This is a genomic window from Paenibacillus bouchesdurhonensis, assembly GCF_900155685.1.
GTDB lineage: Bacteria > Bacillota > Bacilli > Paenibacillales > Paenibacillaceae > Fontibacillus > Fontibacillus bouchesdurhonensis.
The window spans coordinates 126,064-138,510 of sequence record NZ_LT732548.1 but is presented as its reverse complement, the minus strand read 5'-3'; the positions used below and the strand labels follow the sequence as shown (position 1 = coordinate 138,510).

Annotated in this window: 11 protein-coding genes; all 11 read right to left on the bottom strand. The window is 49.6% G+C overall.

From position 1 onward, the window contains the following. Positions 1-193: 193 nt before the first annotated feature. The 11 genes from CZ379_RS04800 to CZ379_RS04750 all read right to left on the bottom strand — a co-directional run bounded on the left by CZ379_RS04800 (position 194) and on the right by CZ379_RS04750 (position 12,438). On the bottom strand, positions 194-970 hold the full coding sequence (locus CZ379_RS04800) for a hypothetical protein (RefSeq protein WP_110930617.1): 777 nt from the start codon (positions 968-970) through the stop codon (positions 194-196). 160 nt (positions 971-1,130) lie between these two features. Next, positions 1,131-2,417 (bottom strand): adenylosuccinate synthase, encoded by a 1,287-nt coding sequence (locus CZ379_RS04795; protein ID WP_110930616.1) that lies wholly within the window; start codon positions 2,415-2,417, stop codon positions 1,131-1,133. Between the two features lie 227 nt (positions 2,418-2,644). After that, the gene (dnaB, locus tag CZ379_RS04790; RefSeq protein WP_110930615.1) at positions 2,645-4,006 is read right to left on the bottom strand and encodes a replicative DNA helicase; all 1,362 of its coding nucleotides are present in this window, start codon (positions 4,004-4,006) and stop codon (positions 2,645-2,647) included. Position 4,007: 1 nt separating this feature from the next. After that, positions 4,008-4,451, bottom strand: a complete 444-nt coding sequence (gene rplI, locus CZ379_RS04785; protein WP_110930614.1) for a 50S ribosomal protein L9 — start codon at positions 4,449-4,451, stop codon at positions 4,008-4,010. Beyond that, positions 4,448-6,436, bottom strand: coding sequence for a DHH family phosphoesterase (locus tag CZ379_RS04780; RefSeq protein WP_110930613.1), 1,989 nt, complete (start codon positions 6,434-6,436; stop codon positions 4,448-4,450). Before CZ379_RS04780 ends, rplI begins: the two co-directional genes overlap by 4 nt. A gap of 11 nt (positions 6,437-6,447) precedes the next feature. Beyond that, positions 6,448-7,374, bottom strand: a complete 927-nt coding sequence (locus CZ379_RS04775) for a DUF2232 domain-containing protein (RefSeq protein ID WP_110930612.1) — start codon at positions 7,372-7,374, stop codon at positions 6,448-6,450. A gap of 6 nt (positions 7,375-7,380) precedes the next feature. Further along, the gene (locus tag CZ379_RS04770; protein ID WP_199925473.1) at positions 7,381-7,683 is read right to left on the bottom strand and encodes a MazG-like family protein; all 303 of its coding nucleotides are present in this window, start codon (positions 7,681-7,683) and stop codon (positions 7,381-7,383) included. A 93-nt stretch (positions 7,684-7,776) separates the two neighbouring features. After that, positions 7,777-8,205 carry a CBS domain-containing protein gene (locus CZ379_RS04765; RefSeq protein WP_110930610.1) on the bottom strand — a complete coding sequence of 143 codons (429 nt, stop codon included), beginning with the start codon at positions 8,203-8,205 and terminating at the stop codon, positions 7,777-7,779. 156 nt (positions 8,206-8,361) lie between these two features. Beyond that, positions 8,362-9,402, bottom strand: coding sequence for an LCP family protein (locus CZ379_RS04760; protein ID WP_110930609.1), 1,041 nt, complete (start codon positions 9,400-9,402; stop codon positions 8,362-8,364). A gap of 286 nt (positions 9,403-9,688) precedes the next feature. After that, positions 9,689-11,518, bottom strand: coding sequence for an oligopeptide ABC transporter substrate-binding protein (locus CZ379_RS04755; RefSeq protein WP_110930608.1), 1,830 nt, complete (start codon positions 11,516-11,518; stop codon positions 9,689-9,691). Between the two features lie 14 nt (positions 11,519-11,532). After that, the gene (locus tag CZ379_RS04750; RefSeq protein ID WP_110930607.1) at positions 11,533-12,438 is read right to left on the bottom strand and encodes an ABC transporter permease; all 906 of its coding nucleotides are present in this window, start codon (positions 12,436-12,438) and stop codon (positions 11,533-11,535) included. Between the last annotated feature and the right edge of the window lie 9 nt (positions 12,439-12,447).

Here is a 12,447-nt window from a genome sequence, read left to right as displayed (position 1 = left end):
ATTTTAACCTTTTATCACTATCGTCTACTTTAGCATACGACTATCTAGTATTTCAACCTTGTTCACAAATGCCAAAAGCCCGCTCTAGGAGCGGGTTTCAAGGTTATTTGCTAAATTAACCAGCAAGTATTTTATTTACAATTCTGTGAATGGAACCGCTGTCATGCTAGTATATTCGTGCAATTCCGACATATTATTTCAACATTTCCATAACCTTCGCATACTGATCTTTATCTAAATGCTTAGATAGAATCTGCTGAATCTCAATCATCTCGGATTCCGTTAATCCATCCTCCATTGCTTCTGTCATCTTTCGCATATCCTCCTCCGGAAGCTTGGACATCAATAGATTAAATACCTCTTCCTTTTGCTGATCGGGCAGTTCATCCTTCTTCGCCAGCAAATCATCGGGCGAAATGACAACCACCTGATCCTGAGCCGTCCCTTGCTGTTGCGATTGTTGGGATTGTTGCGACTGTTGGGATTGGCCGTATATCCCGCCCATCACCGGAAACGCATCCTCCGGAATGCCCTCTCCTGTATTCATGTCATTATTCGTGGATCCGTTGCCCTGATCATTCGGGTTCTCTTTTCCATTTGTAGCTCCACCATTTTGCGCACCATTATTCATATTGTCATTCGCGTCGGCACTTTCATTCACATTCGCGTTCGCCCGCGCGCTCTCATTCCCCTTGTCAGAATTATTGCTGTCTATTCCCCCGCTATTCACGCTCTTATTGTTAGGATCCTTGCTATTGGCACTCTTACTGCCTGCGCCTTTGCCTCCAAATCCCAGCATGCCCTTCACCATACCTCCAACACTCAACGATTGAATTTCGAGAGGAATGTTATAACTGCTCAGCAGCGATTGCACATACCAGTTCACTACATAGCCTGTCGTTGCGACAGTTAACATACTAACTATAACGACAGTAATCGATAGCTTCACAGCCCAAACGACCCACCTCATCTCTTTCCCTCCTTCATCTTCCTATCTACCAGTATGGACGATGGAAGGATAATTCAACCTCTTCGCAAGGGAAAAGAACACAAAAAAGCCGCCAGAAGCAGACTGCTTCTGACAGCTAAATTTTATGACGCTTTCGGGATCAATTATATCGCAAGCTTTCTTATTCGTAAATTGGCAATATTTGATTCGTCTGGTCGCGGTTCCGGCCTACCGAGAAGATCGCGATCGGAATGCCTGTCAGCTCAGATACGCGCTGTACATAGCCTCGAGTGGTTGCCGGCAGATCCGCCAGCGACTTCGCCCCGGTGATATCCTCGGACCAGCCCGGAAGCTCCTCATAGATCGCTTCGCATTCGGCAAGCATTTTGAGACTGGCTGGATAGTGGCTGATGACCTCGCCGCGGTATTTATAGCCGGTGCAGATCTTGACCGTTTTGAGCCCGGTCAGTACGTCCAGTGAGTTCAAGGATAGTCCGGTCAAGCCGCTTACCCGGCGGGCATGGCGGACAACGATGCTGTCGAACCAGCCGACGCGGCGCGGACGACCCGTTACCGTACCGTACTCATGCCCTGCTTCACGGATTGCATCGCCGATGGCATTGTCCAGCTCCGTTGGAAATGGGCCGTCACCGACACGCGTTGTGTAAGCCTTCGCCACGCCGATGACCTGGTCAATCTTCGATGGGCCTACGCCGGAGCCGATGCAGACCCCGCCTGCAGACGGATTCGAGGAAGTTACGAACGGATACGTCCCCTGATCGATATCCAGCATAACGCCTTGCGCACCTTCGAACAGCACTTTTTTCTGCGCATCAATGGCATCATTTAGGATGACCGATGTATCCCTAACATAGGGACGCACAACTTCCGCATACTCCAAATACTGCTTCAGCACCTCTTCTACATCTAGCGGCTCAGACCCATACACTTGCTCAATGATATGATTCTTTTCCTTCACCAGATGGCGAAGCTTCAATTCGAACTCTTCCCGATCCAGCAAATCGGCCACGCGAATGCCGCTGCGCGCCGCTTTATCCATATAAGCCGGGCCGATTCCCTTCCGGGTCGTCCCGATCTTATTCGAACCCTTGCGCTCTTCCTCCAGCGCATCCAGCACCGTATGATAAGGCATAATGACATGGGCACGATCGCTAATCACCAAATTGACCGTCGTGAAACCATGTTCATGAATATAGTTGATTTCTTCGATAAGGGCTGCCGGATTGACGACCATTCCATTACCGATAACACATACTTTATCTTCGTAAAAAACACCCGATGGAATCAAACTCAGCTTGTACTTCTTCCCGTCAATAAGTATGGTGTGACCTGCATTGTTGCCGCCTTGATAACGAGCCACCACATCTGCGCTTTCAGCCAGATAATCCGTGATTTTCCCTTTGCCTTCGTCTCCCCATTGCGTTCCCACAACCACTACAGTTGACATGTACATTCCTCCGTTGGCGCATAAGCACCCTTATTGGCCATACATGGATTTCGTACGCGATATTCGGTTGTTCTATACTCCCAAAAAAAAAGCAATATCATTTTAACAGGTGATTTTTTCAAAGTCAAATTAAAATACGAACAATCACGCATAAAATAACGCAATCGTTCGTATTTAGAATGGAAAGTATATTGATTATTAGGACGTAAACATAGAATGTTAATAACTTACCCTGCAAACGCATCGCCATGCGCACGCTCGTAGTTCGCAAACTTATTAAAGTTCTTCAGGAACACCAGTTCAACTGTGCCTACCGGGCCATTACGCTGCTTGGCGATAATAATTTCAATAATGTTCTTCTTCTCCGTCTCCTGATTGTAGTAATCATCACGGTATAAGAACGCCACGATATCGGCATCCTGCTCAATCGAACCCGACTCCCTAAGGTCGGACATCATTGGGCGCTTATCCTGCCGCTGCTCTACGCCCCGGCTAAGCTGGGACAAGGCGATGACCGGAACTTCGAGTTCACGGGCGATCTGCTTCAGAGTACGGGAAATTTCCGATACCTCCTGCTGCCGGTTCTCCCCCGGCTTGCCGCGCCCATGGATAAGCTGCAAGTAGTCGATCACGATCATGCCAAGGCCTCTCTCCTTCTTGAGTCGGCGGCATTTGGCACGAATATCAGCTACCGTTATCCCAGGCGTATCATCGATATATATTTCGGATTCCGACAAAGCGGCGATCCCCATCGTCAGCTTGGACCAATCATCATCATTCTTGAAGTCGCCCGTCCGCATGACCCCCGCGTCCAGATTGGCCTCCGCGCAGATCATCCGCTGAACGAGCTGAGCCGCCGACATCTCCAGACTGAAGATAGCGACGGTCTCTTTGGCCCGAACGGCCACGTTCTGGGCAATGTTCAGGGCAAACGCCGTCTTACCGACAGACGGACGAGCCGCCACGATGATCAAGTCATTACGCTGAAATCCGGATGTCATCTTGTCCAAATCGACAAAGCCTGAAGGGATTCCCGTCGTATTTCCCCGATTCTGATGCAGTTCCTCCACCTTTTCGAACACTTCCATCAGCACATCGCGGATGGCAATAAATCCGCTGCCGGAACGGCTATTGGATATTTCGAGGATCTTCCGCTCCGCATCGCTCAGCATGCCGGATACATCCTCGCCGCCGGAATAGCCCTCGCTAACGATTTGCGTAGCCGTTCGAATTAAACGGCGAAGCATGGACTTCTCTTCGATGATCCGGGCGTAATAATCAACGTTCGCCGCCGTAGGCACCGCATTGGCCAGCTTCGCTAAGTAACTGACGCCGCCGATATCCTCCAGCTGTCCTCGATCCTGAAGCTTCGAGGTTAGCGTAACTAGGTCGATCGGCTGGCTCTCCTCCCCTAGCTGAACCATGGCATCATAAATCAACTGGTGGGGAGGATCGTAAAAATCCTCCGTCCGTACCCGTTCCATGGCCGTGATCAGCGCTTCAGATTGCAGCAATATGGCTCCGAGCACCGCCTGCTCCGCCTCGAGATTCTGCGGAGGGATTCGGTCGAAGAATTGATCTCCAGCCATTTTATTCCTCCGTTACCTGAACCTTGAACGTTGATTTCACATCAGGATGAAGCTTCACGGGCACCTGAGTTACGCCAAGCGTCCGAATCGGTTCGGCAAGCTCGATTTTGCGTCGATCGATCTTCACGCCAGCTTTAGCGAGAGCTTCAGCGATTTGTTTATTCGTGATCGCACCGAACAGGCGCCCGCCTTCCCCTGCTTTGGCCTGTACTGTTATCGTCATTTCCTCCAGCTTCTTGCCCAGCTCGATCGCTTCTTCCTTCTCCTGAGCCTTGCGCTTCTCTTCTGCCGCATTTTGAACTTCCAGCGTCTTGACGTTGCCTTCGGTAGCAATGCGTACCAGCCCCCGCGGCAGCAGGAAGTTCTGTGCATAACCTTCGGATACGTTCTTGATTTCCCCTTTTTTACCTTGACCCTTCACGTCTTTCAAGAAAATAACCTTCATTCGAATAACCCCTCTTCCTTTTCTATTTCCTCCAGTACTTCGAGCAGTCTTCTTTCCGCCTCAGCCTGGGTACCCTCCAATTGCACTGCGGCATTCGTTAAATGCCCGCCGCCGCCAAGCCGCTCCATTACAATCTGCACATTCATGTTGCCGAGCGAGCGGGCGCTGATGCCGATCAAGCCGTCCGGCCGTTCGCTTATAACAAACGAAGCTAGCACATTCGTCATATTCAGCAGCGTATCCGCCACTTGGGCAATCAGCAACTGCGGAATTTTCCGGTTCGGTTCCGTAACCGCCAGCGCGATATGATTATAAATCATCCGCGCATGCTTAATAATATCGGCTTTTGCGATGTATTCCTGCAGATCTTCCTTAAGCACCCGCTGCACCATTACCGTATCCGCGCCGATCCGCCGCAGGAATGCTGCGGCTTCGAAGGTTCGCGAGCCAGTATGCAGGGCAAAATGCTTCGTATCTACCGTGATCCCCGCCAGCAAAGTCGTCGCCTCTAGCGCGCTAAGCTCAACCTTCTCATGGATATACTGAAGCAGCTCGGTAACAAGCTCGCAGGCCGAAGATGCATAAGGCTCCAAATAGACCAGCACCGCATCGTTGATGAACTCCTCGCCCCGCCGATGATGATCGACGACGACGATCCGGCTGGCCTCTTCAACCAGTTTAGGCTCCATCGTCATCGATGCCTTATGCGTATCGACGACGATCAGTAGAGTATGCTCGGTCATAATGTCGAGCGCGTGCTCCGACGTAATGAACCGGCGCCGCAAAGACTCTTCCTTCTCAATACGCTCCATCAAACGGTCGATGCCCGGGTTCTTGTCATCGAGCACGATATGCGCCTCGACCTGGAACATATCGGCTGCCTTCAGCACGCCGATGGAGGCGCCGATGACGTCAAGATCCGGCAGGCGGTGCCCCATAATAATGACCTTATCGCTCTCCTGCATCAAATCGCGGAGAGCATGGGCGATGACGCGCGCCCTCACGCGCGTCCGCTTCTCTATGGCGCCGGACTTGCCGCCATAGAAGGACAGCCGCTGACCGGCCTTCACGGCGGCCTGGTCCCCCCCGCGCCCGAGCGCCATATCCAGACTCGACTGGGCGAGTTCGCCCAGCTCGCTGAAGCGCTCGGTGCCGAAGGCAAGGCCGATGCTCAGTGTCATCGGCACCTTCAGATCCGCGGTCATCTCGCGAACCTCATCCAAGATGACGAAGCGGCTCTGCTCCAGCTCGTTCAGCGATTTTTGATTCAGCATCATCAAATAACGCTCGGAGGACAATCTTCGCAGATAGACTCTATACTGCTTCGCCCATTCGGTTAGAGCCGTCGCCACGCGCGCGATGAGTGCAGTGCGCTGCTGGTCATCCATCCCCTGGGCCGCTTCGTCCAGGTTATCAAGCATGACAATGCCCAGCGCAGCCTTCTCGTCCTCATACCGATCACGAAGCACGGAAAGTTCGGTAATGTCGTGAACGTAAATCAGGCGCTCATCATGCAGCACCGTCAATTCGTAATGGCGATCTGCTACGACCGCCTCGACCGTAGTTATTGAATTTACAACAGCATCCTTCTTATCCCGTGGTGCATACGGAGGCAATGACGGCAGCAGCTCGGTTAGCGGTTGTCCCACAACCGAGTCCAAGCCGTACATTGTGTTCACAAACTTATTATGCCATTCTACCGTCCGCTCCTCGCTATACAGGAGGATGCCGAACGGTAGCCTGCTCACTGCCTCGCCTTCCACCCGTTTAATCCGGTAAGTCAGATCAGTTACATAACGAACGAGCTCCTTGCGAAAGCGCCGTTCCGCCTGCAGCATCATAAAAGTCAAGCCGCAGACCATACATAGGCTGATCAAACCGAGGATCCAATTGTAATACGAGATAAATATGACGAGCAGAAGCTGCAGCGCGAACACCCACACGGTCTGGTAGCCGTGCCAACGTTTTTGAAGTAAATTAGGCATGATTTCTCACCCTATCGTCTTGATCTCGTAATCATCTCACGCAGCGGAGCAGCAATATCCAGAATTCCAGCAATTTTCAGCGGAGGAATGAACAGCATCGCTATAATTAGCAAAATTGGAATCGCTGGGTTCCACTTCTTATGATAGGCCAGGAAGAAGAAAAAGCTAGCCGCCTGAATCATAAACAAGAAGTTGAGCATGGGCGACAAATTGAGCAGAATCGTCCCGATGAATCCATCCATCAGCGCAGGGCCGCCAAATAGCATAAACAATACCGTGACGAGATAGTACCAAATCAATGATCTCGGCAATCTCCAATCCCGCAGCGGCGGGAAGCTTGGCACGGCATACCACAGGCTGTTCAAGGTTGGTCTTGCAATCAAGTGAGTAACCGCGGCTAGCAAAAGCGAGCATACGATCATCGTAAACGGAGTCATTCTAGCCGCTAAGCTGGATAGCTGCTGCGCAACCTCCGGCGACCATACTAATTCAGTAGCGATCAGTTCGCTGTCCGCCATATTCTGCATAAGCGTCGTCATCGTAGTTAGCGTATCCTCAATGGAGGACGCCAGATTGAAACCAAACAGAACGGTAACCGCCAAAAATGCCAGCAGAAATTCAGCCAGAAGCGTTCCCGTTCCCATCGCGACAACCTTGAATGCCGAGGCTTTTGTTTTGTACAATTGCCCCATGACGATGACCGGAATCATAAAGAAAACGGCCAAGAGCACAATCGCAGGATTAGACAGCAGAAGAGATGCCGCTGCCCACACCACCGTGATATGGATTAAGAATGATCTCAGCGATAGTGTCGTATAGAGGATTACGCCGGGCACTAGCATGACAAAAATAGCAATAAAAGAAAAAGGCGTTGCAAACGACAGCAGGAGCAGCAAATACACTACGCTCCATGCTATCGAGGTCCAGCGTAAATTCAAATGGGTTCACCTCTTGCGCATATGTTCTTCCAATGTAGAAATGTCCTGATACCAGTCTTCCAGCTGATGCCCTTCTTTTTGATGCTTCTTCAACTTTTCCAGGATATGATCGTCCATATCCTTATAGGATATGCCAAGCCTGCGTCCTAATATGTAACAACTGACGATCAGACTAGCAAGACTGTCACTTACCCGTGTCGTGCTGCCTTCCCACAATGCCTTGAATAAACGGGATACGTGATCGACTACTTCGGTTTTGAGCCACTCAATCACTTTGGCGCGTTTGGCCACATCCATTTCTTTCTGCATGGCGGACAGCTTCCACCCTCCCCGAAAAAGCTTTATTCTTCATTATAGCATAAAGCAATTCCTTCCCATGAAGCAAACCTGACGTGCAGTGTACTAATTTTTGGGAACGGATACATCTCGCATGACAAAACGTTCGCAATACTCAATAATCTGGCTCCGGCGCACGATGCCGATAAAACGGCCCATATCATCAACCACTGGCACAAAGTTCTGTACCTTGGCCAGACTAATCAGGTCTTCCATGTCCGCATCGATCGATACGGGTTTAATGTTCATCTTAAGCGGCACATCCTTGAGCAGGAATTTAGAAGCGTTCTCAAAAGTAACCCTGCCTCCGGAATTCTTCATAAACCATAAGAGGTCCCCCTCCGTTATTGTACCGACGTATACGCCATCCTTACCGATGATCGGTATGGCCGTGAAGCGGTGATACTCCATCCTCTCCAACGTCTGTCTTAATGTAGAATCCAGCGTTACGGCCACGACGTCATTCTTCGGTAGTAAAAAAAACGCGATATTCATAGATAAAAGTCCTCCTCTACCCTATTTCAGACTCTCCTATTTGTTACGTTTCAAAACAGGTTCTGTTCCATAACAGGTGCGAAATCGGCAGCCGGAACACCGGACTGCCGAATAAGGTTACAATTCTGTAAAGACTTAATTGAAATTAATATTAGGCTATTCACTATTTTGCGCCTCTTGAGACGCTTGTGCTTCAGGACTCAGCAAATCCTCTGTCTTCGTATTCGAATCCGTCCAGTTCTCGATCAGCTGGCCGGCATAATTTACGTCTTCCTCATTAGCCTGGACATAGTATACCCCGTTCTTGCGCATACCTTCGCCCGTAATGCTGTATCCGCTGATTTGCGGTGATTGATTCGTTAACACTTGCTTGGAAAGATCGATGATAAAGCTAGGCGTCATATCTGTCTTGAAGTTCTCTCCCAGCATATCCATCAGATCCGGGATCTTGCTGATTTGATCCAGCTTCAACATACGCTCCACTAGTGCATTCAAGAAGACCTGATGCCGCTTCGTCCGATTGAAATCGCTATCTTCGCGGTATCTCACGAAATTGAGTGCTTCTTGCCCGTCATACAACGGTTTGCCAGCCTTAATTGTAAATTTCTCATGATCCTTATGTTTATTTACGATATCCTTATCGATGGGCAGCTCAATCCCACCCAGCTCATCCACCACGTTGCGCAAGCCTTCAAAGTTAATTGCGGCATAGTAATCTGCCGGATAACCGAGGAAATTCGCTACTGTATCCTTGGACATTTTGGCTCCGCCAAATGCATGAGCATGATTGATCTTATCATTCTTGTCCCGACCGACGATTTCCGTATACGTGTCGCGCGGAATCGAGATGAGCAGCACCTTGGAATCCTGCGGACGCACAACGGCATAAATTAACGTATCTGAACGCGCCGGCTCATTGCCCCGCTGGTCAATTCCCAGCAGCAAGGCCGTAAATGGCTCTGCCTGCTTAGCGACAACAGGCTTCGGCTTCTCCCCCTCGAGCGGAGAATACGATTTCTCTAGCTTCTGCTCGACTTGCCCCGATAGGAACACATCAAATGCCATCAACGCCAATGGTTTACGAAATGTATATGCACCAGCTCCGACAAGGAGCAGAACAAGCAATGTAATGAGCAGGCCTTTCAGTCTTCTGCCCTTCTTCGATATATTCTTTACTCTGTTTCTTCGTTCTAACATCATATGCCTCCCATGGTTTGTACTATACGGCTTCTCCCTCACAGCATTCTTCCATTTCTTACGATACAGCCGCAATACCAGGCGTCTTCAATTAATTGTAAACCGTAGTTCTCGGCAAAAAACTACAAAATAGTAATTTAACCGAAATAAATGAATAACTCTATCGCTTCGTACTATACCACAAAGAGCTTTTTTCACACAAATATGATGTAAAAAATGAGCAGCAAAACAATCCCCAAATGCTGACGCACCAGGGGATTGCTTAATATACGATTCTATTAACCTGCTATTCCGCTACAAATGGCTTATCCTGCGAAACCGCCAGCTCGTAAAGATAGATTCCCGTGCCATCGCCAATCGCATAATTGAGAATACGTTTGTTCACCGGTACGATCTCTGAACGATACAAGGTCGGGAACGCCGGGATTTCATCCATCATAAACTGCTGCCACTCTTTGTAGATCGCTTGGCGGGTAGCTACGTCGAAGGCTTTCTCGGATACGCCCTCCGCAAGAAGACGATCATTCTCCTCGCTGGCGAATCTCGTGAAGTTATAAAGGGCATCCCGGCCGTACAACCCTGTCGGGTCAACGTCAATGCCTACGCTCCATGCGCCTTGATATACATCAACACTTGGATCATCCTTCCCGTTATTGCCGACGCGGTCGTAGAATGTATTGAATTCAACTAGCTCCAGATTAACGTTCAGCCCGATCGCGTTCCAGGATTGGACATAGTAACGGGCCAGTGGCTCTGCTATATCTCCGCCTGTCATCGATAAGAAATTGATCACCAGTTCGCTGCCGTCTGGATTGGTGCGGAATTCGCCGTTTTTCTTGTAGCCGGCTTCATCCAGAATTTGATTGGCCTTCTGAACATCGTACGTTATTCCCGGATTGCTGACATCGTGAAACTCCGGATGGGATGGTGGAATGAGCGTGGTCGCATTCCAGCGCAAGCCATGGTAGAAGCGCTTGCCGACCTGATCGTTATCGACCGCATGCCACATTGCTCTGCGCAGGTTGACATCCGCCATTTTCGCCTCGGGATTTGGAGCTACCACCTTATTGGCCTCATCCCATTTGCCAAGCTTAAAGCCGATGTACGTATAGGCACGATCAACTACACCCAAATATTCTACATTGGACATATTGGCATTGTCCGGGAACTGGTCAATCGGGAACGAGTCGACAAGATCAACTCCGCCCGATTTCAATTGCTGCACAATCGTCGTTGGATTGATCACCTTCAGCACAACTTTATCTAGATTCGGCTCCCCGCGCCAATAATCCGGATTCTTGACATAAACAACTGATTCACCCGGAATAATGCTCTCTACTTTAAATGGGCCGATGCCGACCGGTTTCTCGCGAACCGCCGAAGAGGAAGACATCTTCGCCACTTCCATATCTCCAAATATGTGCTTCGCAAGCGGATAAGTCCAGATACTGCCCGTCAATAATGACGGTGTCGATTTGATATACGTAATCTGCAGCTTCTTATCGCTCAGCACTTTAATACCGGAAATTTTATCGGCTTTGCCTTCCCGGTATTCGACCATCCCTTCGATATTCGTGAAATCAGAGCCGTAACGCGGGCCGTCATAATCTTTGTGGCCGATGACTTCATGCGCAAACTCCCAATCCTCCGCCGTGACCGGCTTGCCATCATGCCAGTCGACGTTGTCGCGAATCGTGAAGGTGAAGGTTCTTCCGTCCTCCGACACTTCATAAGTCGCTGCTCCATCGTTCGTAAATACGTAATTTTTATCCCATGTTAATAACGATTCATCAAACCATCCCAGAACTCTGGCATCCGGAATTCCAGATGAAAAATTATAATTCAGAATGCCTTCAAATGGCGCATCGGAGATCAGGCCGTAAGTAATCGTTCCACCTTTGATCGGCTCCCCTTCATTCGTCTTGACGTTGCTGAAATCCTCAATAGAGTACAGCCCCTCCTCTGTCGGCTTCTTCTCGACGTTCGTTTTGTTCTGTGCATTGCTCGGTGCAGGCTGGGTCGCATCACTTCCTTTGCCGGAAGTACAAGCGGAAAGAATCATTATGAATGCAAGCAATAACGGCAGCAGCATTTTGGAGCCCATTCTTTTTTTCATCACATTTCCTCCCTTTATCCTCTTCTTTGTCTTGCATCCGTCGCACGCTTTAGCGCTTGACCGACGTTGTTTATGCTAAGCATCAATACAAGAATGAGTAGTGATGCCGGCAACCAAATCCACCATCTATACTCCAGCGTCTGCGGGTTTCTGGCATAGCTGACTAAAGTTCCGAGACTGGGCGTACTCTCTGGAAATCCAAATCCTAGGAAGGACAAGCCTGACTCCAAGCCAATATTTGCTGCCAAATTCAAAGTCATGGTGACGATGATAATGGAGCTTAAGTTGGGCAGTACTTGCATGAACATTATTTTTATATGAGATGATCCGAGTGTCCGCGACGCTTTCACATATTCCAACTCCCTCTCCTGCAGCGTCTTCGAGCGGATAAGACGGGCAATCCCCATCCAAAGAAAGGCGGTCATAATCAAGGAGAAGGATAGAACGCTATACTTAGGCACAGCGGCCACAAAGGCAATGACGATCATGAGCGTAGGTAGAATCATGAAAAAATCAACGACCCTCATCGAAATGTTGTCTATCATCCCGCCGAAATAACCGGAAATCAGTCCAACCAGAATGCCGATCAATCCGGTGAATACCGTCACAATAATTCCGATCGATAGAGAATTTCTCGTACCAATAATCAATTGTCCGAACACATCCCGTCCACCGTAATCAGTACCAAGCCAGAACTCCGCCGACGGCGGCTGATATAATGCAAATAAATCTACCGTCACAATCTGCTTCTGATCCAAGACAAGAGATACGCCGTACACCCCGGCAATGATTACCCCTAAGAAAATGAGAGATGAAAGCGCCAGTTTATCCCGCTTGATCTCCCGCCATAAAATTTGCCAACTGGAGGGGCTGGTCGCTGAGTCGAACGCTCCGTCCTCCATTTCATTCACCTTATTCATATCCTCACC

What these genes read in the sequence shown, in the direction of transcription:
- CZ379_RS04800 (WP_110930617.1), bottom strand. Translation starts at nt 970, where the DNA reads ATGAGGTGGGTCGTTTGGGCTGTGAAGCTATCGATTACTGTCGTTATA.
- CZ379_RS04795 (WP_110930616.1), bottom strand. Translation starts at nt 2,417, where the DNA reads ATGTCAACTGTAGTGGTTGTGGGAACGCAATGGGGAGACGAAGGCAAA.
- dnaB (WP_110930615.1), bottom strand. Translation starts at nt 4,006, where the DNA reads ATGGCTGGAGATCAATTCTTCGACCGAATCCCTCCGCAGAATCTCGAG.
- rplI (WP_110930614.1), bottom strand. Translation starts at nt 4,451, where the DNA reads ATGAAGGTTATTTTCTTGAAAGACGTGAAGGGTCAAGGTAAAAAAGGG.
- CZ379_RS04780 (WP_110930613.1), bottom strand. Translation starts at nt 6,436, where the DNA reads ATGCCTAATTTACTTCAAAAACGTTGGCACGGCTACCAGACCGTGTGG.
- CZ379_RS04770 (WP_199925473.1), bottom strand. Translation starts at nt 7,683, where the DNA reads ATGCAGAAAGAAATGGATGTGGCCAAACGCGCCAAAGTGATTGAGTGG.
- CZ379_RS04765 (WP_110930610.1), bottom strand. Translation starts at nt 8,205, where the DNA reads ATGAATATCGCGTTTTTTTTACTACCGAAGAATGACGTCGTGGCCGTA.
- CZ379_RS04760 (WP_110930609.1), bottom strand. Translation starts at nt 9,402, where the DNA reads ATGTTAGAACGAAGAAACAGAGTAAAGAATATATCGAAGAAGGGCAGA.
- CZ379_RS04755 (WP_110930608.1), bottom strand. Translation starts at nt 11,518, where the DNA reads ATGAAAAAAAGAATGGGCTCCAAAATGCTGCTGCCGTTATTGCTTGCA.
- CZ379_RS04750 (WP_110930607.1), bottom strand. Translation starts at nt 12,438, where the DNA reads ATGAATAAGGTGAATGAAATGGAGGACGGAGCGTTCGACTCAGCGACC.